Genomic DNA, 20304 nt, shown 5'->3' with positions numbered 1-20304 from the left:
GGGGGAGGCGAACGGCACCCAGTAGGCGGGTAGTTCCCGGATGCCCGCGATCTGCATGAAGTCCGGGACCGTCTCGCCGCGGAGCTGCGCGTCGGAGATCTTCAGGTGCATCGCCATGATGTAGGCGCCGAGGCCGAAGAAGACACCCTGGCCGAGGGTGAGCATGCCACCGCGACCCCAGGCCAGACCGATGCCGACGGCGACGATCGCGAAGCACAGGAACTTGCCGAGCAGGCCGAGACGGAAATCGGAGAGCACGGCGGGGGCGAGACCGAACAGGACGATCGCGGCGATCGCGAATCCGCTTGCGGTGCGTACGGGTCCGGGTCGGGTGAAGGTGCGGGTCGAGAGTGTCGGGGACATCAGACCAGGCTCCTCGTCTTGACGGCGAACAGGCCCTGCGGACGGACCTGCAGGAAGATCACGATGAGCACGAACACGATGACCTTCGCGATCGACGCGGTCGTGGAGTACTCGATGAACGAATTGAGCAGGCCCAGTGCGACGGCCGCGAGCACCGCGCCCTCGATACGGCCGAGACCGCCGATGACGACCACGAGGAAGGCGTCGATGAGATACGACTGACCGATCGTCGGACTGGTCGAGCCGATGAGCGTCAGGGCCACACCGGCGAGGCCGGCGAGACCGGAGCCGAGGAAGAAGGTGGTGATGTCGGTGCGGCGCGAGGAGATGCCGACCGTCTCGGCGAGATCGCGGTTGTGCACCACGGCCCGGATCCGTCGTCCCATCGGCGTGTACTTCATCGACGCGATCAGGGCGACCACGCACACCACGGCGAGGGCGAGGATGAACAGGCGGGTCTTCGGGACCACGGCCCCGAAGATCTCCACACCACCGGAGAGCCAGGACGGTGCGACGACGTTGACGGCGGGGGCGCCGAAGATGTCGCGGGCGGCCTGCTGCAGCAGCAGGCCCACACCGAAGGTGACCAGCAGGGTGTCGAGCGGACGGTGGTACATGCGGCGGATGAGGGTGACCTCGAGGATCACACCCATCACGCCGCCCACCAGGAAGCCGACGAGGAGGGAGACGAACAGGGACACCCCGGCCGACGAGATCACCTGCTGCACGACGAACGCCGTGTAGCTGCCGGCCATGATGAATTCGCCGTGGGCCATGTTGATCACGCCCATCTGGCCGAACGTCAGCGACAGCCCCAGCGCTGCCAGCAACAGGATCGATCCGATACTCAATCCTGTGAAGAGCTGTCCTACAAGGACATCCATGTCGTCTCCCCCTTCGGCTTCCGTGCTCAGTTACCGGACAGGCCCGACGCCCAGTCATAGGACTCGAGGTACGGGTCGGGCTCGATGGCGCCGTCGGACTCCCAGACGGTGTAGATCAGGCCGTCGCCGCGGATCTCACCGATGCGGGCGGTCTTGGTGATGTGGTGGTTGTCACCGTCGATCGTGACAGTGCCCTCGGGGGTGGTGATGGAGACGCCGTCGGCTGCGTCTTGAACTGCACCGACGTCGAAGGATCCAGCCTTTTCGACCATTTCTTTCCAGAGGTAGACGCCGGTGTATGCCGACTCCATCGGATCGGAGGTCACTCGGGTGTCGCCGAAACGGGATTTGAATTCAGAAACGAAGTTGCTGTTTTCGGGCCTTTCGATCGTCTGGTAGTAGTTCCAGGAGGCCAGGTGGCCTTCGAGGTTCTGGGCACCGATGCTGCGAACTTCTTCTTCTCCTACGCACATGGAGATGACTGGCATATCGGCGCTGGTGAGGCCCACATTGGCGAATTCGCGGAAGAACGCGACCAGTGAGTCGCCGACCACCACATTGAAGACTGCGTCGGCGTCGGCGGTGCGAATCTTGTTGACGATGGTGGAGAAGTCGGTGGAGCCGAGCGGGGTGTAGTCCTCGCCCTTGATCTCGATGCCGTTGGCCTCGGCGTATTCCTTGACGATGCGGTTGGCGGTCTGCGGGAAGACGTAGTCGCTACCGACGAGGTAGAGCGACTTGACGCCCTGTTCCTTCAGGTAGTCCAGGGCGGGCACGATCTGCTGGTTGGTGGTCGCGCCGGTGTAGAAGATGTTCGACGACGACTCGAGGCCTTCGTACTGCTGGCCGTAATAGAGCAGGGCGTTGTTGTCCTCGAAGACCGGCAGCATGGCCTTGCGGCTTGCGGAGGTGTAGCCACCGAAGACAGCTGCGACACAGTCGGATCCGATGAGCTTTTCGGCCTTCTCGGCGAACACCGTCGGCTCGGATGCGCCGTCCTCGGCGATGAGCTGGAGCTGCTTGCCGAGCACTCCGCCGTCCGTGTTGATTTGTTCGACCGCGAGGGTGATGGCATCTCGGATGACGGTTTCGTTGATGGCGGTGGCGCCGGACAGTGAATTGATGGCGCCGACCTTGACGGTGTCGCCGGAGGTGTCGACGCACGATGCTGAGGCACTGGTGCCGGAGTCGTTGGCCTTGCTTCCGCAGGCTGTCATAAGCACGGCCATGGTGATGGCGGTAGCTGACGCAAGAAGTGGACGCTTGAATGTTGACATGAGGGGACCTTTCGGGCGCGTCACAACAATTGGATCTGGTCCGCGTCATTGAGGCCGGATCGTGGAAAAAGGGGAGGGGAGGCTAGGTGCTGAACAACCGTGCCGTGGCGGTTTCGTGTCGCATCGCGGCGATATCCAGTTCCGGTACGAACGAGGTCACCGTCGCGAGCGGTGCGCATTCGGCTGTTCGCGTGAGATCTGCAATCCATGAGGTGTCGTCGAAGATGAGCTGTTGCGCGTGCATCGGGCCGATGCGACCGAGGCGTACCGCGGCGGAGAGCAGACCTGCATAGCTCGAGCGGATGGCGCCGGCGATTGCGCGGCTGCGTTCGATGCCGAGTGCTTGTTGTACGACGCCCTCGACGACGGCTTGGTTTCCGGGTGTGTGCCCTGCGAGCACGACTTCGAGGTACTCGATGTCGGTGGCCACGGTGAGTGTTCGCCGGGCAACTGTGGCGAGTTGTCGCCCACAGGATTCGGATGAGGTACGTGCTGCGTGGGTGATCTTGTAGGCCCGGTGTAGGTGGTCGAGTTCGCACAGGGTCTCTGTGGAGTCGGCGGCCCACGCATGGCCTAGGACGACCGCATCGAGAGTCGCCACACTCCCGCTGATGTAGGCACGGACCACAGCACGTATCTGTGTTTCCTCGGCGTCTGGATGAGCCGCTAACCATCCCTCGAGGCCATTGGAATGGACGAAGCGACCTGAGGGGAATGCGCTGTCGTGGAGTTGCAGCCAGGCCAACTCTGCGACCAGCGGTTCAGTGACCATGGCCGTGCCCGTGTGAGTGACTCGTGCCGTGGGTGTGGTGGTAGTCGGCTGAGGTATTGGTCCAGCCGTGTGCGGCCAGGGCGACTTCGTCGACTCGGGCGTTCAGGTGCAAATCGCGCAGCATCTGCTCGGCAGCGTGCGCGCTGGTCATGAGAGGGGTGCGGAGCTGGTCGGCAGAGACTTCCAGTGGGGCGTGCTGGTTGCCCAGGATGTAGCCGAAGACCAATGCTCTCCGTACCGCGTCGGCGCCGACATTGTCCGCGAAATCCATGACGACGGCGTCCTCTGATGGGCGAGTGACGACGACGATGGTTGTTCCGTCGTCGGCGATCACTGCACCCTCGGACAGGAAGGTGCCTCGTGGGAGATTGACGGTCAACTCGTGTCCGCCGAGGGTTGTCAGCACTTGGCGGTGTTTACGTGCGTCACCCCATGGAATGTGGACGGTGTCGATCTGTCGATGTGCGTATTCGAGGTCGGTGGCGTCTCCGAGGATCGTTGTCGCTTCCATGTCACATCCTTGGAGTGAGAGGTCCGAGCTGGAGAACAGCGCGTCGGACGGTGGTCCAGAGTTCCTGGTGAATTTGGTGCAGGAGGGGAGCGCGATCGGTCAGCAGTCGGATGGATATTCCGAGGTCGTCGGGAAGCGCGCTTGCTGCACCGGCGAGGTGTGGAGTCGTATCCAGGGTGGCGTGAACGTCCCCGGCAAGGTCGGAAAGATCATGGCCGGGTGCGACGACGAGTATCGACGCCACATAGTCGTGTCCACCGAGTACTCCGGGTGCTTGCGGATCGGTCTCAGGGGGAGCGAGGTGAATGGTGTCCCGTGCCTTGAGTCGACCGCGGTGGTAGATGTCGGTCTGGGCACTGAGTTTGCGGTAAGAGAATCGTTCGCCATGACCGATGCGGCCAGAAGCGAACGCTTCCCAGCCGATGTACACGGAGGTGTCGGAAACACTGATGACGTTGTGCTGTCGATACTCCGAACCACCGTGAGGAATAACTGTTTTCGAGACATGTTCGACGACGGACCCGGTGCCGATGTCCAGTACCGTCGTTTGCGACGCTCCCGTTTGGCCGGCGAAGACTTGTGTGGCCGACTGGTAGGTGAGATAGAGCCATGTGTTGTCGCCGGTGGCGAATCGCGTAACGAGGTTGTCCCCGGGGAAGATCCCTCCGGTGGGGTTCTGAATGCAGACGAACGCCGCTGATGTGTTGTTCGGGTCCGCGTACATCGGCACGGTGATGCGCTGCGGGAACTGCTGACGCAGCGAGGCTATCTGGGTTCTCCCCGTACGGCCCCGCACGAGTGTGCATTCGAGCAGGCTTTCCGTGCCGGCCTCGGTCGTCAGGGCGCTCATGGCGCCGATGCCATGTTTTCCAGCATCGCGCCTCGCACGATGAGTTCGAACAGCTCATCGAGGCCCGTGCCGGAGCCGAGGTCGGTGAAGACGGAGGGCTTACCAGGGCGAGCGTGCGCGACGTCCGATCGCATCCGGTCGAGATCAGCGCCGACGAGCGGGGCGAGGTCGATCTTGTTGATCACCAGAAGGTCCGCCTGGAGCATTCCGATGCCCTTCTTGCGCGGGATGTCATCGCCGGCGGCGGTGTCGATGACGAAGATCCAGTAGTCGACGAGATCGGAGGTGAAGGTTGCGGCCAAATTGTCCCCACCTGATTCGATCAGGACGACCTGGAGTCCGGGGAACGAGTGCTCGAGGCGTGCGACCGCTGTGAGGTTCGCCGACGGATCCTCCCTGATTGCCGTGTGCGGGCAGGCGCCGGTTTCGACTGCGAGAACGCGCTGGGGATCGATCAGTCCGCTGCGGCGCACACGCTGCGCGTCCTCGTCGGTCATGAGGTCGTTGGTGATGACTGCGATGTCGATGCCTGCAGCCTGGAACATCGGTAGGAGCCGCTCGAGAAGCCGGGTCTTGCCCGAGCCGACGGGTCCGCCGATACCGATACGGATTGCTTCGGTCATGTCCGTCTCCTACTTGATCGTGTATCTGCGTCCGAGTGGAACGGACGTCATGGGTGTGCTGGTGCAGAGCTCGCCGTCCACTTCGACCCGGTAGGTGTCCGGGTCGATCCGGATGTCGGGGCAGTAATCGTTGTGAAGAAGGTCGCTCTTGGTTCTCGACCGGGCGTCTATGCACGGGATGAGGGGTGTTGCCAACTCGAGGCAGTCCGCGAGTCCTCCCTCGATGGCGGCGCCGGCAACGAAGTTGACGGACACATCGGATGGGGTCTTGCCGAATGCTGCCCATTGAGGTCGGTACTTGAGGGGTTCGCAGGTCATGAGTGAGGCGTTCGCTTCTCCCATGACAGACCAGGTGGGGAACCCGCCCTTGAAGACGACCTCGGGGCGGATGCCGAAGAACTTGGGTTCCCACAGCACGAAATCGGCGAGTTTGCCTGGTTCGAGTGATCCCACTTCGTGGTCGATTCCGAACATGCGGGCCGGATTGATGGTGAGTTTGGCGAGATAGCGGAGGATGCGGTGGTTGTCTGCACCGGTTCCCGCGTCCTCGGGAAGCGCTCCGCGGGTGGCGCGCATATGGGATGCGAGTTGCCAGGTGCGGGCGATTGTTTCCCCGATGCGACCCATACCCTGCGAGTCCGATCCCATGGCTGAAATTGCACCGAGATCGTGGAGGACGTCCTCGGCTGCGATGGTTTCGCGCCGGATGCGGGATTCCGCGAACGCGACGTCCTCAGGGATCCGGGGATTGAGGTGGTGGCAGACCATCACCATGTCGAGATGTTCATCGAAAGTGTTGATCGTGTAGGGGTTTGTCGGGTTCGTCGAGGAAGGGAGGCAGTAGGATTCGCCGACTACTTGCATGATGTCGGGGGCGTGTCCGCCGCCGGCGCCTTCGGCGTGGTAGGTGTGGATGTTGCGACCGGCGATGGCACGCATGGTGTCTTCGAAGAATCCGGCTTCGTTGAGGGTGTCGGAGTGAATCTGTACCTGCAGACCCAGTTCGTCGCCCGCATCGAGTGAGGCTCGGATAGCGGCCGGTGTTGCACCCCAGTCCTCATGGATCTTGTATCCGATGGCGCCCGCGAGGCCTTGTTCGATCAGTGGGGCGACGTGGGCGGCGCTGCCGTTGGCGAGGAATCCGAAGTTCAGGGGGAATTGTTCTACGGCTCTGAGCATTCGAGCCAAGTTTGTAGGGCCGGAACTGGTGATGCCGACGGTGACGGGTCCCAGGCCGCCGCCGATCATGGTGGTGATTCCGCTGGAGATGGCTTCTTCGATCAAGCCGACGCTGTCGAAGTGGACGTGCACGTCGATTGCGCCGGGGGTGACGATCATTCCTTCGCCCGAGCGGACATCGGTGCCGGCACCGATGATGAGGTCGGGGTGGACGCCGTCCATCAGTCGTGGGTTGCCGGACTTGCCGATCGCGGCGATGCGCCCGTTCTTGACGCCGATGTCCGTCTTGCGGATGCCTAGGACCGGGTCGATGAGCAATGCGTTGGTGATGACGAAGTCGAGGGCGCCGTCGGCGTTGGTGATGGAGTTGTGGACCGCCATCCCTTCGCGCATGGTTTTGCCGCCGCCGAAGACGGATTCGTCGCCGTAGACGGTGTCGTCTGCTTCGACGCGGGCGAGGAGTTCGGTGTCGGCGAGTCTGACTCGGTCTCCGGTGGTGGGACCGAAAAGTTCTGCGTAGTGGCGTCGCGATACGCGAATAGACACTGGCTTTTCCCTTCGCGTGGTTGTCAGGCGGGAGTGGACCGACGGAAGCCGGCGCGGTCCAGAGCGTCCAGGAGTTCTCGGGACGGTTGTTCACGCAGTGTTTCGTTGGTCATGTCGTTGAGCCCGTACAGTTCTCGCGTCCCACCGAAGGTGGTCAGCCGGATTGACCGTTCCTCGCCGGGCTCGAATCGGACTGCTGTGCCCGACGCGATGTCGAGGTGCATTCCGTAGGCTGTGCGCCGATCGAACAGCAGAGCGCGGTTGACCTCGAAGAAGTGGAAGTGTGAACCCACCTGGACGGGGCGATCACCGGTGTTGACCACGGTCAGCGTCGTGCTTCGCCGGTTGCGGTTCAGTTCGATGTCACCGTCTTCGACGAGTATCTCGCCGGGGTTCACCTCGGGTTCGGTGGAGGTGGTGTTGTTTCCCGGGCGTATGGGGTCGTGAATGGTGACGAGTTTCTGTCCGTCATCGAAGAATCCTTCTACCTGGACGGTGCCTACGAGGGTGGCGACGCCGGGGAGAAGGTCGTCTTCGGTGAGCAAGTGGGCACCTACGTGGGCTGCTTCGGCGACGGTGGCGCCGGCGCGGGCGGCTTCGACGACCTCGTCGGCGATCAGTGCTCGGGCTTCGGGGTAGCTGAGTTTGAGGCCCTTGTCCTTGTGGCGTCGTGCCAGCTCCGCGGCGAGGAAAAGGAGAAGCCGGTCCTCTTCCTTGGGGGTCAAGTGCACAGCACAGCTCCTCTGCTACGGGGATGACGAAGACCAACACCAGATCGGTGTTGCATGCCAGTGATCATTGTCTCCCGAAGGTGAATGAAGCAAGTTCAGATGCCCCTATCGTTCAGAAGTAAGCAGATCGAAACAATGACGAAACATACTGATCCGGGCAGCTTTTCACATCCGAATTTCTGCTATCTTGACCGCATCCGGCAACGATGAAGAATGTGGCCGTTCGCTTCGTCCCGCTTCTCAACGCAGGCGAGGGTTTTCGTCCCTCGAATCACGTTCTCGCCCGTCGACCCGACACACGATGGACGCGAGCACACCCTGCAGATTCACCTGCGCACCTGTGCAGATGAACAGTTGCGAGCAAGCAGATATCGGATTCGTGAAGAAGCCAGAACCTAGTTTGAGCAAGCTTCGATGCCGTTCAGGTGCCGCACGACGGCGCCCCGACAGGAAGGACCGCATGTGCGCCCACGTCCCCGGAGCCGGCTGGTAGCCGCTGTCCTGACGATCGTCGCCACGGCGACGGCCTGTGCCTCGACACCCGGTTCGCCTCCACCCCGCATGGGCGCAGTGATTCTCGCGGACGGCTACGAACTCGGCGGCTACAACCCGGTCGCCGGTCACGGTGAAGCGGGGGAGTCGAAGATCTACGACGGGCTGCTGCGGTTGATCGGGGGAGAGGCCATGCCTGGTTTCGAGCCGGCACTGGCTGCGGAGATGCCGACGGTGAGCGACGACGGGCTGGTGTGGACGGTGACGGTGCGGCAGGGAGTCACCTTCACCGACGGCACCGCGTTCGACGCGACCGATATAGCGGCGACCTATGGGGCGATCCTCGACCCCGCATCGGCATCGCCGTTGGCGACGTCGATGGACATGATCGAAGCTGTCACCGCGGAGGACCCGCACCAGGTCCGCTTCGACCTGAAGTACCCCTACGCCGCGTTCCCGACGAAGCTGCTGCTTGGTATCGCACCGGCCGAGCGACTGTCCGGCGGCCCGGCGGTGGAGTCGCCGTTGAACACCGATCCGGTGGGCACCGGCCCCTACACGTTGGTATCGCTGCGCCCGGACCAGGCGGTGTTCGAGGCGAACGAGGACTACTGGGACGGTGCACCGCAGATCGAGCACCTGACGGTGGTGCACGTCCCGGACGACAATGCGCGCGCCCAACGGCTGGTCGCGGGGGAGGTCGACGGCGCGAACCTGCCGCCTCGGCTGGCCGCGACATTCACCGAGCGGCCGGGGTTCGAGGTGGCGTCGAACACCTCCGCCGACTGGCGCGGGGTGAGTCTGCCCGCCGGCAATCCGGTCACCGCGGACCCGGCGATCCGCGCCGCGCTGAACCGGGCGGTGGACCGGCAGGCGATCGTCGACCACGTGCTGGCCGGTTACGGGCGTCCCGCGTCGACGCCGCTGCCCGAGGTGTACGGCGCGGCGTACGAGCCGACCGCGGCATTCGAGTTCGACCCCGCCGCCGCCGAGCAGATCCTCGACGCCGTCGGCTGGATCCGATCCGCCGACGGAGTGCGTGAGAAGGCAGGAGTCCGTGCGGAGTTCACGGTCATGTACTTCCCCGAGGACACCCTGCGCCGCGACCTGGCGCAGGCGTTCGCCACCGACGCCGACCGCATCGGGGTGCGGGTGAGCGTGCAGCCGGTCGACCGCGCGAGCCTGCCCGATCGGCTGCCGGTCGAGGCGGGTCTGCTCGGGGGCGGTGACCTGCCCTACGACCCGGATCCGCAGATCTACAGCACGCTGCACTCGAGCTACGCCCGGCCCGGTGTCGGCTCGCCCTACGACAACGCCTCCGGTTATGTGAACGCGGTCGTGGACGCCGCTCTCGATGCGGCGCGCCGTACCACTGACCCCGACGAGCGCGCCGCGCAGTACCGCAGCGTCCAGTCGGCGTATGTCGCCGATCCCGGCTATGTGATGCTCGTGTTCCTCGACCACACCTATGTCTCCAGGGACACCGAGTACACAGGTAGCACCCCGATTCTGGAGCCGCACAGTCACGGTGCCTCGTGGGGGCCGTGGTGGAACCTGCGCGAATGGACGCGGCCATGACCACCACCGTCACCCGGCCGGTATCAGCCGCCCCAGAGTCCACGACACCCTGCGTTCGTCGTCGCCGTGGCCGGGGGATTGTTCGGATGAGCATCCGGCGTGCGCTGTTCGCGATCCCGCTGACCGCAGCGGTCTCGCTCGTGCTGTTCGCCCTGGCTGCAGGCTCGCCGTTCGATCCGCTCGTCGGCTATCTCGGGGACCGTTATCTGACGATGTCGACGGCCGACAAACAGCGTGTGGCAACCGAACTCGGACTCGACGCCTCGTGGTGGCAGCAGTGGGCGAGCTGGATCGGCCATGCCGTCACCGGCGACCTCGGGTCCTCGCGCAGCTACGCCCAACCGGTCACCACCGTGCTGGCCGAGCGCGGCCCGTGGACACTGCTGCTGTCCGGCACCGCACTTGCTGCCGCCATCGTGATCGCGCTGGTCGCAGGGATGTGGGCGGGCCTGCGCCCCCAAAGCCGGCTCGACCGCGCCATCGCGGCCACCACGACGGTGGTGCAGGCCGTGCCCCCGTTCGTGCTGTCCCTCGGCGCGGTGACCATCTTCGCGGTATCCCTGCGGTGGTTGCCGGTGGCAGGGCTGACCGATCCCGGCGCCGACCCCACCGCCGCGCAGGTCGCCCGGCATCTGGTCCTGCCGGCGGCGGTGCTGACCCTGTCACTGCTGCCGTGGCTGGTGCACTCGTTGCGTCAATCCGTGCGCAGCGCTGCCGAATCCGACGCCGTCCTCGGCGCTCGCGCCCGGGGCTTGCCCGAACCGGTCGTGGTCGGCCGTCATCTGCTGCCCGCCGCGCTCGGGCCGTTCACCACCGTCATCGGGCTGCGGTTGCCCGAGCTGCTCGTCGGAGCGGCGATCGTCGAGGAGATCTTTTCCTGGCCCGGGCTCGCCGGCAGTCTCGTCACCGCCGCCCGCGAACTGGACTTCCCGCTGCTCGCGGCACTGACGATCGGCACCACGTGGCTGGTGCTGGCCGGGTCGCTGCTCGCCGACCTCGCACACGCGTTTCTCGACCCGCGGGTGGCCGACGATGCGTAGCCTCCTGCGCCGCCCCCACAGCCTGATCGGGGCGATCGTTGTTCTCACCGTGATCGCGGTGTACGCGCTGGTCGTCCCGATGCTGACCGGGACAAACCCAGGATTGACCGACTTCGCAGCCGCCTACCAACCGCCTTCCGGCTCGCACTGGTTCGGCACCGACCTTGCCGGCCGGGACCTGTTCGTCCGCACCGCCGCCGGGCTGCGGGTGTCCCTGGTGATCGCCGCGGTCTGCGCGGTCGCCTCCGCAGTCTTGGGGGTGGCGGTCGGTGTCGCCGCCGGCGCACTCGGCGGCTGGGTCGACCGGATCGTGATGCGGCTGGTCGACGGGATCAACGCGCTGCCGCACCTGCTCCTCGGGATCGTTGTCGTCGCGCTCTATCCCGGCAATCTGGTCGCGATCGTCGCGTCGATCGCGCTCACCCACTGGACGCAGGTCGCGCGCATCGCGCGCGCCGAGGTCCGCGCCGCGCGTTCGGCCACCTACCTCGAGGCCGCGCGCCTGTCCGGCGCGACCCGCACCCGGATCGCCATTACCCATCTCGTCCCGGCGGCCGCGGGGCAGGGGATCGTCGCGGTGATTCTGCTGCTCCCGCACGCGATCTGGCACGAGTCCACGCTCTCGTTCCTCGGCCTCGGGTTGCCTCCGGACCAGGCGTCGCTCGGGACGCTGCTGCAGGACGCCCGCGCCGCCGTGCTGACCGGTGCCTGGTGGACCCTTCTGTTCCCCGCGGCCGCACTGGTCGTCACCACTCTCGCCGTCGGGGTCGTCGGCGCCGCCGTGCGTGACCGCATCACCCCGCCACTGCCGGAAAGGGCTATCCGATGACCACCCCCGCGCTGACCCTCGACGGGCTCACCGTCCGTATCCCGACCGCCGCCGGAACCGTGCACGCCGCCACCGATGTCGACCTCACCCTGACCGCCGGGCAGGTGCACGCCCTGGTCGGCGAATCCGGCTGCGGAAAATCCGTCGTCGGCGCCGCGATCTGCGGGCTGCTGCCGAGGGCAGCGACCGTCCACGGCGGCATCACCCTCCACCATCCCGGCAGCGTCGACGTCCACCTCGAGGGAGCCGGGGCGCGCACCTGGCGGAAGGTCCGCGGCCGCCGGATCGCGTGGATCCCGCAGTCCGCCGCTACCTACCTCACCCCGGTCCGCAGCGTCGGCGACCAGCTCGCGGAAACGTGCCGGCACCTACGCTCGACGCACACCTCCGTCGCGCTGTTGACCCGGGTCGGCCTCGAGCCCGCGGTCGCCGGCCTCTACCCGCACGAACTATCGGGAGGCATGGCCCAACGCGCTGCGATCGCCTTCGCCCTCGCGGGTGACCCGCAGGTGATCGTCGCCGACGAACCCACCTCGAATCTCGATCCCGACCTGACCGAGCAGACCCTGCAGCTCCTCCGGGCGGCCGCAGACGCCGGGGCTGCGGTCCTGCTCATCAGTCACGACCTCGACACCCTCCCGGCCCACACCGACCGCATCGCCGTCATGTACGCCTCCCGCATCGTCGAAACCGGCCCCACCGCAGCGGTGTTCGCGGACCCCTGGCACCCCTGCACCCGCGACCTGCTTGCCGCGCTACCGAGCGGCGGACTGCACCCGATCCCCGGCATGCCCCCGACCCTGACCGATCTGCCGAACGAGTGCGTCTACCACCGACGCCGACCCGCACCCGGATTCTCCGGCGGCCCCACCTACATCGCACAACATGGTGACCGGTCCGTGCGTCGCCTGATCGGGGCCGTCTCGTGAGTCTGCAGGCCCACCGCATCACCGCCGGTCATCACGGGGGCGAGCCTGTGCTCACCAACGTCAGCCTGACCATTCCCGCCGGCAGCATCACAGGACTCACCGGAGCATCCGGCAGCGGCAAAACCACCCTCGCGCGCGTCCTGGCCGGACTGCACACCCCGCAACACGGCCACATCACCCTCGACAACAAGCCGCTGTCCGTAGCTGTACCTGGCACGGTCGCGATGCTGTTCCAGTCACCCCGACAGGCCGTCACCGCACGGTGGACCCTATGCCGGATCATCGCCGAACCCCTCCGCACCCGCCGAGGTCGCGCCGACACCGTCCACGCTGCTGCACAGCGAGTCGGGCTGACCGGCGATCTCCTCGACCGTCGTCCCCATGAGGTGTCCGACGGGCAACTCCAACGCGCCTGCCTTGCGCGCGCTCTCGTCCAGCGGCCGCGTTACCTGATCTGCGACGAGATGACCTCGATGCTCGACCCGGCCACCACCGCGGCGCTGACCGCCGTCATCACCGAGGAAACCCGCGGCGGCCTCGGCGTCCTCGCCATCAGCCACAACCACGACCTACTCCACGCCTGGGCCGACCAGTTGTCAGAGTTGGATGCAACCGTTGCCTGTCGCGTACCGGGCTGTTGAAGGGTCTCATCACGCGGAAGGATGAGATCCATGAGCACCGCGAAAGTACCCGGAGGGGCTGCAGGAACGAGCGACGCGACTGGTAGTCGAGGCACGCCGCGATCCAGGATCCAAAACAGGAGCGATCAAGCGAATCGCTGATCAACTGGGCATCCACCCTGAGGCCCTGCGTACCTGGGTTCGTCAGGCCGAGATCGACGGTGGTGTCCGTCCGGGACGAGACGAAACGCATTGCCGAACTCGAACGCGAGAACCGAGAACTGCGGCGTGCCAACGAGATCGTGAAAACGGCCTCGGCGTTTTCGCGGCAGCGGAGCTCGACCGTAAACTCAAGTGATCGTCGACTACATCGACGCCCACAAAGCCGATTACGGGGTCGAGCCGATCCACCGAGTCCACGCCGAGAACTACGCCGACTACATGGCCCACAAGGTCCATGCGGAGCTGAATCGACAAGGAACCCAGGTGGCCCGGTGCACCGCCGAACGCTTGATGCGCACCGCAGGGCTTCGCGGTATCGGAAGGACGAAGAACCCGCGGACCACCATCGCCGCACCGGACACCGACAGGCCCGCCGACCTGGTCAAACGCGGATTCGCGCCTCAGCGCCGGACCAACTGTGGGTTGCCGACATCACCTCATGGGAGAGTCGGGTCGGCAGGAGACGGAGAGGTATTCCGAAAAAATCGGAATACCGCTTAGAGGCTCCGGCAAATGATGCGTCCGTTCAACCCGGGTGACGTTGCGGCGTGTCGATACAGGTAGAGGCACGGGTCTCGAGTTGATCATGTGATTGCTGAAGTCCCATGATCACCCGGAGTACCCGTGCCTCTGCTGCCAGTCTGTCTCATCGAACCCCTGTGGGTCGAGTTCTCCGCCCACCTCGGCACCGATGCCCGCCCCGAGTTCGATCCGACACATCCTCGGGGCTGCCAGCGCCGCCGCGTGTCGGACCGAGTGGTGTTCGAGCACATCCTCGCCGCGCTGGTGCACGGCAGCGGCTTTCGAACGCATCGCCACTGCCGGCTGCTCCGATCGCACCATCCGCCGACGGTTGGCCAGTGGGCCGAGCGCGGGATCGGCGTCGAGGTCCTGCGCGCTGCGCCGACCGCGTACGACCGGATGCTCGGCCTCGATCTCGATCACCTGGCGGTCGACGGGTCGATCACGAAATCCAGTGCGGTGGAGAGGTTTCTGGACGTTCTCCGGTCGACCGTGGCAAGCAGGGCACCAAACGTTCGGTGGTGTGCGACGTCGGTGGGATCCTACTGGCGATGGTGTCGGCGGGTGCGAACCGGCACGACTCACCGTTGCTCGAACCGACGATCCGCCAGGTTCCGGACATGGTCGGACCGCTACCGCAGCATGGGTAAGTCCCGAGGAGTGGTGGGAATCGACTGAGGACATCCGGCCAGGTCCGCGGCGTGTCGCTCCCTCGCGAAGGGTGGGCCATCGCGTAGTGATCAACGAGTTACCGACCAAAGTGACTCACAGAAGCATCCACGCGATGACTTACGACCATTCTGCACTGCTCGCCCAACTCGACGCACTCAAGGGCGCCGACAGCGCCACCGTGTTCGCCGAACTGATCCGCACCGGCCTGCAGGCGCTGATCGAAGCCGAGGCCACCGACAAGCTCGGCGCCGGCCGGTACGAGCGCACCGACAAGCGCATCACCGATCGCAACGGGTATCGCACCAAGACCGTGGCCACCACCAGTGGCGATGTGGAGGTGAAGATCCCCAAGTTGCGGTCCGGGTCGTTCTTCCCATCCTTGCTTGAACGCCGCCGGCGCATCGACAAGGCGCTGTACGCGGTGGCGATGGAAGCGTATGTGCAGTGCAGGAGAGTGTTCCGAGAAACCCTCGCCACTCCTCCCCGAGTGACGAGGGCTCTCGGATATCGGACGGACCGCGCCGTACCGATCGAAGTCACCGGGTCGACGCTGCGGTGACGTCCTGACCATAGTCAAGAACGATGAGTACGTGTCGATTTCGGAGAATTGCTGCCGTGTCGGTTGCACGGGTGCGGCTGCCTCGGCGGCGTGTCGGCGCCTCGGTCCGCTCTTCCTGCAGGGCACGGCTGTACCGTCGATCGCTGGTTCAGTGCGGGTCGGTACGCGAGGGTGTGTTTCGCTCACGCTACCCAACATGTTCACGGCGGTGGCGTCGCGGTGTCCCCCGGCGAAGGAATGACCGACAATCCTGTGGGGTACAGCTGATCATGGTGATGCGTTCAGGTGGTCTCTGCCCCGTTCGATCCGCGTTGTCCGGCCCGCTCGGGTGCCCTTCGTCCTCGCTGCGCCGGCCTGGCTGTCTCCGAGGAGTTGTCATGGCCTGTCTTTCCGCCTCCCTGGCTGCCGGTTGCTCGGCACACCCGGTCACCGAACAGGATCTCGAGGCGGTGGTTCGCGCGTTGTCCGGATATGCGCCGAGTGCCGGCGACTTCGAGGCTGTGCAGCATCTGCTCGGTCCGTCCCGGTCCCGGAGCCGCATCGACCAACCCCGGTGACGGTTACTCGGGCGAGGGGCAGTGTGCCCAGTCGGAACTGATCCGGCTGCGCTTGCGGACATGCCGGTCAAAGCATCCAGGCATCGCGCCAAACGCAGGGAGAGATGGTACGCATCGTCGGATGCGTCCAGTGTGACGACAGCGCAGCGCAAACCGCCGAGGCTCACCAGGAACAGGATCAGGGGTCCGGACCCGCCGCAGAGGCCGACGAGCGATATCTACTGCGGGCGAGTGATGGACCAGCGCCGAGTCGGCTGGTGAATCGGTCGGCGGACGCGTTCCCGAGTCCGATTGCCGTCACAGCAGTGCGCACCTCGAGGACTCGATTCCGGGAACGAATCCGCAGTCCTGCTCGTACCCGGGTCACCTGCGTCCGTCCGCGGAGGGGGCAGGGTCGCCGTCGCGGATACGGGCCAGTTCGGTGCGGGCGAAGGCGACCCGGCCCGTGTCGGCCCCGCGGCCGGCGGCGAGTGCGTCGGCCAGGTCGTGGGCGGTCGCCGTGCATGGCTGCGGCGGTCTGCGCGATCTGGGACACCGCCCTAGGCCTGCAGATCCTTTGCATCAGTACCCGATTGCAGCGTCACTGCCGAGTTGCACCGATCTGGTCACCGCGCTGACCGGTTACTTCGTCGCGCTGCCGTGGAGGCCGCGGAAGGGCCCGAGGACACAGGTCTTTCGTCCCCGGATCCGTTCTTCGACGGAGGGTCCTCGGCGACGTGGTCGTTGCCGGTGTGCGCTCAACTACCGGCAGTTTCCTTCGTCCGCCTCGTTTTCAGCAGGCTTGCGACGGTCGTGATGACGAGAACTCCGACGATGACGGTCAGCGACAGTCCGGTGGAGATTTCGGGGACCGCCACGTGTTCGCCGCCGTTGATCCAGCCCAGGGTGTTCTCGTGCAGGGCGTGCAGCACCAGCTTGACGCCGATGAATGCCAGGATCACCGACAGTCCGTAGGACAGGTACACCAGACGTTCGAGTAGGCCGCCGATCAGGAAGAACAACTGGCGCAGGCCCATCAAGGCAAAGGCGTTGGCAGTGAACACGAGATACGGCTCTTCGGTCAGTCCGTAGATCGCCGGGATCGAATCGAGTGCGAACAGGATGTCGGTGAAGCCGATCGCGAGGAGCGCGAGCAGCATCGGGGTGACCATCTTCTTGCCATCGATCCTGGTGACCAGCTTGTCGCCGTCGTACTCGTTGTGCACCGGCAGGAACTTGCGGGCAAGGACGACCATCTTGTTCTCGGATACGCTCTCGGTCTCATCGCCGTGATCGCGGATCAGCTTGACGGCGGTGTAGATCAAGAAGAACCCGAACAGATAGAAGACCCAGCTGTAGGCGTTGATCGCCGCAGCACCGACGGCGATGAAGATCCCTCGCATGACCAACGCCAGAACGATGCCGATCGTGAGGACCTTCTGCTGGTACTCACGCGGCACCGCGAACGTTGCCATGAGAATGACGAACACGAACAGGTTGTCCACCGACAGTGCTTTCTCGGTGACGTAGCCGGCGAAGTACTCCCCGCCGTAGGTCGGTCCCCACGTGAGGAACACGAACACACCGAACACGAGGGCGAGGGCGACGAACACCGCCGACCAGAATCCCGACTCTCGCAGGGTCGGCGCGTGCGGTTTACGGACGTGCGCGTAGAAGTCGAACACGAACAGCGCCGCGATGACGGCGATGGTGATCAACCAGGTTGTCAAAGACACTTGCATAGGAATTCCCCAGCCTTCCGGTAGGTGTATACCTGCCGGAGGTCTCTCCCGTCCGGAGCATTACCGGACCGGCGGCCCCGGAACGGCATCGGCGCCGAACGTATTGACGAGACCGCCGCGGACTCGGGGATACTCCCCTCCACAGCTTCCACGATTGTGCCATAGAGTCGGACGGCCCTATCCGGACTTGGGGCAGTCGTTGCCGACACGTTCGATGGTGAGAAGGAACAGATCGTTTGATCCTAAGGATGTCCATATACTGGATCGGGTAGTTGTTTCCTACCGCAGAGAGAGCCATGAGACGCGCTAAGCGCAAACCTCGAAGACCCTCCCAGCCCCCGTGTGACGCCCTGTCCGTTACCGCACATCGGACCGGACCGTGCTGACCGCCGCCGGCATCGCACTCGGCATCCTCGTCGTCCTGGCCATCACGGCGCTGACCGGTTATTTCGTCGCGCAGGAATTCGCGTACATGGCCGTGGACCGTTCTCGGCTCAAGGCCCGCGCCACGGCCGGTGACAATGCTGCCGCCCGCGCCCTGTCGGTCACTCGTCGCACCTCGTTCATGCTGTCCGGCGCGCAGTTGGGTATCACCGTGACCGGGCTGCTCGTCGGTTACGTCGCCGAACCGTTGATCGGCAGCGGTCTCGGTGAGTTGCTCGGCGGCGTCGGGATTCCCACGGCGGTCGGGATCGCGATCGGCACCGTGCTCGCGGTGGCGTTCTCCACCGTGGTGCAGATGGTCTTCGGCGAACTGTTCCCGAAGAACTTGGCGATCGCACGCCCCGAGCCGGTGGCCCGATGGCTGGCGCTCTCGACGACGATCTACCTGAAGATCTTCGGTTGGCTGATCACCTTGTTCGATGCCTCGTCGAATCTGCTGCTGCGGATGCTGCGGATCGAACCTGTACACGATGTAGAGCATTCGGCGACGCCGCGCGATCTCGAGCACATCGTCGCGCAGTCCCGCGATACCGGTGAATTGCCGTGGGAGTTGTCCACATTGCTCGATCGGATACTCGACTTCCCCACTCGCACTGCCGAACACGCAATGATCCCGCGGGCCCGGGTGGACTACGTCCGCGCCGGCGAACCGCTCACCCGGGTGCTGGCGAAGATGAGCACCGGGCACACCCGCTATCCGGTCGTCGGCGACAGTGCCGACGACCTGCTCGGGGTGGTGCACCTGCACGATCTGCTCGACCGCGCCCGCGATACCGGATCCGTGGAGCAGGCTCTGCGGCCGGCGGTGATCGTCCCGACCACGCTGCCGTTGCCGGACGTCCTCGCCCGCCTGTCCGAAGAGAAAGAGGAAATGGCCCTGGTCATCGATGAGTACGGCGGTTTCGCCGGAGTGGTCACCGTCGAGGACATGGCCGAAGAACTGGTCGGCGAGATCGCCGACGAGCACGACCCGGCTCTCGAGGCGCAGGTCATCGTGTTCGATGGTGACGGCTGGCGTATCCGCGGCGACGTGCACCTCGACGAGGTCGCCCGCACCCTCGGCCACGAATTGCCCGACGGTGATTACGAAACCCTCGCCGGTCTGGTCATCGCCGAATACGGCGGGCTACCCGAGGTGGGGCAGAGCGTCACGATCGCACTCGACCTGGATCCGGCCGATCTGGTGCACGAGAGTGCACCACGCGTTCGCGCCCTGCATGCCGAGGTGCTCGAAATCGACAAGCACGTGCCGTCCCTGGTGCGAGTGAGCATCTCGGTGACGGACACCGACTCGGCCCCGGGCCGCGTTGCCGGTTCTCACGGAGCGGAGAATACCGATGGATAACCCGTGGATCGTGCTGGCGGTCACCGCCGGTCTGATCGCAGCGAGTGCGTTCTTCGTCGCGGTCGAATTCGCATTGATCGCCGCCCGCCGCCACCGTCTCGAGGACGCCGCTGCGAACAGTCGTTCCGCCCGTGCCGCACTGCGCAGCGCCTCGGAGCTGTCGGTGTTGCTCGCCGGTTCCCAGCTCGGCATCACCGTGTGCACCCTGGCCCTGGGTGCGGTGACCAAACCCGCCGTGCACCATTGGTTGACGCCCGCCTTCGAAAGCTGGGGAGCGCCCCTGTGGCTGGCCGATGTGGCCGGATTCGTCCTCGCGCTGATCATTGTCACCTTCCTGCACCTGGTGGTCGGGGAGATGGCACCGAAGTCGTGGGCGATCGCGCACCCGGAAAAGTCGGCGACCATGCTGGCGATCCCGATGCGCGCATTCATGTGGTTTGCCCGACCGGTGATCGTCCAGCTCAACCACATGGCCAACTGGTGCCTCCGCAAGGTCGGTGTGGACCCGGTCGACCAGGTCGCCGCGGGTCAGGACCCCGACGCTCTGCGGCATCTGGTCGAGCACTCGGCCACCGTCGGCACCCTGGACGAGCGTTACCACGGACACCTGACCAGCGCTCTCGAACTCGAGGCGCTCACGGTCGGTGACATCGTCCGACCCAACGCGCGTCCCAGCAGTGTCTCACCCGAAGCGGACCCGTTGCTGATCCGGGAAACCGCCCGGCGCACCGGGCATCTGCGGCTGCTCGTGCGCGGCAACGGCCACGTCGACGGGGTGGTGCACGTGCGCGACGCCCTCGCAGCCGAACCGGGGATCACCGCAGCGCAGCTGATGCGCCCGGCGCTGACCCTGGAGGCGCAGGTCCCGGTCTACGAGGCGCTACGCACCATGCGCGAGACCCGCAACCACCTGGCGACGGTCACCGACGACGGGTCGGTGGTCGGGCTGATCACCCTCAACGACGTGCTCACCCGACTCATGCCCACCGCCGACAGCGCAGCCTGACCAAGACCTATCCCCCGGTGGCCGGGTATCCG

At 65.4% G+C, this 20304-nt stretch carries 19 protein-coding genes and 3 pseudogenes; 12 read left to right on the top strand and 10 right to left on the bottom strand.

Translation table 11 applies throughout. The annotated features are described in order from the left end of the window. From ACLBYD_RS26730 to ACLBYD_RS26690, 9 genes are all read right to left on the bottom strand, one after another. Positions 1 to 363 (bottom strand): ABC transporter permease subunit (locus ACLBYD_RS26730; RefSeq protein WP_447817361.1); only part of this gene is annotated, 363 nt, incomplete at its 3' end. Beyond that, the gene (gene urtB / locus ACLBYD_RS26725) at positions 363 to 1247 is read right to left on the bottom strand and encodes an urea ABC transporter permease subunit UrtB (RefSeq protein ID WP_447817360.1); all 885 of its coding nucleotides are present in this window, start codon (positions 1245 to 1247) and stop codon (positions 363 to 365) included. The genes urtB and ACLBYD_RS26730, both read right to left, overlap by 1 nt. Positions 1248 to 1273: 26 nt before the next feature. Beyond that, positions 1274 to 2524, bottom strand: coding sequence for an urea ABC transporter substrate-binding protein (urtA, locus tag ACLBYD_RS26720; protein WP_447818799.1), 1251 nt, complete (start codon positions 2522 to 2524; stop codon positions 1274 to 1276). Between the two features lie 82 nt (positions 2525 to 2606). After that, complete coding sequence (locus ACLBYD_RS26715; RefSeq protein ID WP_350246619.1) at positions 2607 to 3296, bottom strand: urease accessory protein UreF; 690 nt, start codon at positions 3294 to 3296, stop codon at positions 2607 to 2609. After that, positions 3286 to 3807, bottom strand: a complete 522-nt coding sequence (locus ACLBYD_RS26710) for an urease accessory protein UreE (RefSeq protein WP_447818798.1) — start codon at positions 3805 to 3807, stop codon at positions 3286 to 3288. The genes ACLBYD_RS26715 and ACLBYD_RS26710 overlap by 11 nt, the downstream gene beginning before the upstream one ends. Before the next feature lies 1 nt (position 3808). Further along, positions 3809 to 4657 (bottom strand): urease accessory protein UreD, encoded by an 849-nt coding sequence (locus ACLBYD_RS26705; RefSeq protein ID WP_447818797.1) that lies wholly within the window; start codon positions 4655 to 4657, stop codon positions 3809 to 3811. Further along, entirely contained in the window at positions 4654 to 5280 is a 627-nt protein-coding gene (ureG, locus tag ACLBYD_RS26700; RefSeq protein ID WP_350246614.1) for an urease accessory protein UreG, read from the bottom strand. Before ureG ends, ACLBYD_RS26705 begins: the two co-directional genes overlap by 4 nt. A gap of 9 nt (positions 5281 to 5289) precedes the next feature. Continuing rightward, positions 5290 to 7005 carry an urease subunit alpha gene (gene ureC / locus ACLBYD_RS26695; RefSeq protein WP_447818796.1) on the bottom strand — a complete coding sequence of 572 codons (1716 nt, stop codon included), beginning with the start codon at positions 7003 to 7005 and terminating at the stop codon, positions 5290 to 5292. Between the two features lie 23 nt (positions 7006 to 7028). Beyond that, positions 7029 to 7736, bottom strand: a complete 708-nt coding sequence (locus tag ACLBYD_RS26690; protein WP_447818795.1) for an urease subunit beta — start codon at positions 7734 to 7736, stop codon at positions 7029 to 7031. Between the two features lie 561 nt (positions 7737 to 8297). On the opposite strand from ACLBYD_RS26690, the gene ACLBYD_RS26685 reads away from it, so the two are divergent. The 10 genes and pseudogenes from ACLBYD_RS26685 to ACLBYD_RS26640 all read left to right on the top strand — a co-directional run bounded on the left by ACLBYD_RS26685 (position 8298) and on the right by ACLBYD_RS26640 (position 15756). Next, the gene (locus ACLBYD_RS26685; RefSeq protein WP_447818794.1) at positions 8298 to 9806 is read left to right on the top strand and encodes an ABC transporter substrate-binding protein; all 1509 of its coding nucleotides are present in this window, start codon (positions 8298 to 8300) and stop codon (positions 9804 to 9806) included. An 86-nt stretch (positions 9807 to 9892) separates the two neighbouring features. Next, positions 9893 to 10846 carry an ABC transporter permease gene (locus tag ACLBYD_RS26680; RefSeq protein WP_447818793.1) on the top strand — a complete coding sequence of 318 codons (954 nt, stop codon included), beginning with the start codon at positions 9893 to 9895 and terminating at the stop codon, positions 10844 to 10846. After that, entirely contained in the window at positions 10839 to 11675 is an 837-nt protein-coding gene (locus ACLBYD_RS26675; RefSeq protein ID WP_447818792.1) for an ABC transporter permease, read from the top strand. Before ACLBYD_RS26680 ends, ACLBYD_RS26675 begins: the two co-directional genes overlap by 8 nt. Next, on the top strand, positions 11672 to 12604 hold the full coding sequence (locus tag ACLBYD_RS26670) for an oligopeptide/dipeptide ABC transporter ATP-binding protein (RefSeq protein ID WP_447818791.1): 933 nt from the start codon (positions 11672 to 11674) through the stop codon (positions 12602 to 12604). Before ACLBYD_RS26675 ends, ACLBYD_RS26670 begins: the two co-directional genes overlap by 4 nt. Further along, positions 12601 to 13245 carry an ABC transporter ATP-binding protein gene (locus ACLBYD_RS26665; RefSeq protein WP_447818790.1) on the top strand — a complete coding sequence of 215 codons (645 nt, stop codon included), beginning with the start codon at positions 12601 to 12603 and terminating at the stop codon, positions 13243 to 13245. Before ACLBYD_RS26670 ends, ACLBYD_RS26665 begins: the two co-directional genes overlap by 4 nt. 52 nt (positions 13246 to 13297) lie before the next feature. Further along, a pseudogene (locus ACLBYD_RS26660) lies at positions 13298 to 13582 on the top strand (transposase); the annotation flags it as partial. Further along, the gene (locus tag ACLBYD_RS26655; protein WP_447818789.1) at positions 13579 to 13947 is read left to right on the top strand and encodes an IS3 family transposase; all 369 of its coding nucleotides are present in this window, start codon (positions 13579 to 13581) and stop codon (positions 13945 to 13947) included. The pseudogene ACLBYD_RS26660 and the gene ACLBYD_RS26655, both read left to right, overlap by 4 nt. A gap of 123 nt (positions 13948 to 14070) precedes the next feature. Beyond that, a pseudogene (locus ACLBYD_RS26650) lies at positions 14071 to 14612 on the top strand (IS5/IS1182 family transposase); the annotation flags it as partial. Between the two features lie 140 nt (positions 14613 to 14752). Continuing rightward, positions 14753 to 15082: pseudogene (locus ACLBYD_RS26645) on the top strand (transposase); the annotation flags it as partial. A gap of 494 nt (positions 15083 to 15576) precedes the next feature. Further along, a complete protein-coding gene (locus ACLBYD_RS26640) occupies positions 15577 to 15756 on the top strand; it encodes a hypothetical protein (RefSeq protein WP_447818788.1) in 180 nt (59 codons plus the stop codon). A gap of 737 nt (positions 15757 to 16493) precedes the next feature. On the opposite strand, the gene ACLBYD_RS26635 is transcribed toward ACLBYD_RS26640, so the two are convergent. Further along, complete coding sequence (locus ACLBYD_RS26635; RefSeq protein ID WP_447818787.1) at positions 16494 to 17477, bottom strand: TerC family protein; 984 nt, start codon at positions 17475 to 17477, stop codon at positions 16494 to 16496. A gap of 379 nt (positions 17478 to 17856) precedes the next feature. Here ACLBYD_RS26635 and ACLBYD_RS26630 point away from each other — a divergent pair, with 379 nt between their 5' ends. Beyond that, a complete protein-coding gene (locus tag ACLBYD_RS26630; protein WP_447818786.1) occupies positions 17857 to 19266 on the top strand; it encodes a hemolysin family protein in 1410 nt (469 codons plus the stop codon). Continuing rightward, positions 19259 to 20272, top strand: a complete 1014-nt coding sequence (locus ACLBYD_RS26625; protein WP_447818785.1) for a hemolysin family protein — start codon at positions 19259 to 19261, stop codon at positions 20270 to 20272. The genes ACLBYD_RS26630 and ACLBYD_RS26625 overlap by 8 nt, the downstream gene beginning before the upstream one ends. Positions 20273 to 20304: the final 32 nt, after the last annotated feature.

This window comes from Rhodococcus sp. C26F, assembly GCF_053345925.1.
Note: the sequence above shows the minus strand (reverse complement) of the source record. Positions and strands in the feature narration are given on the sequence as shown.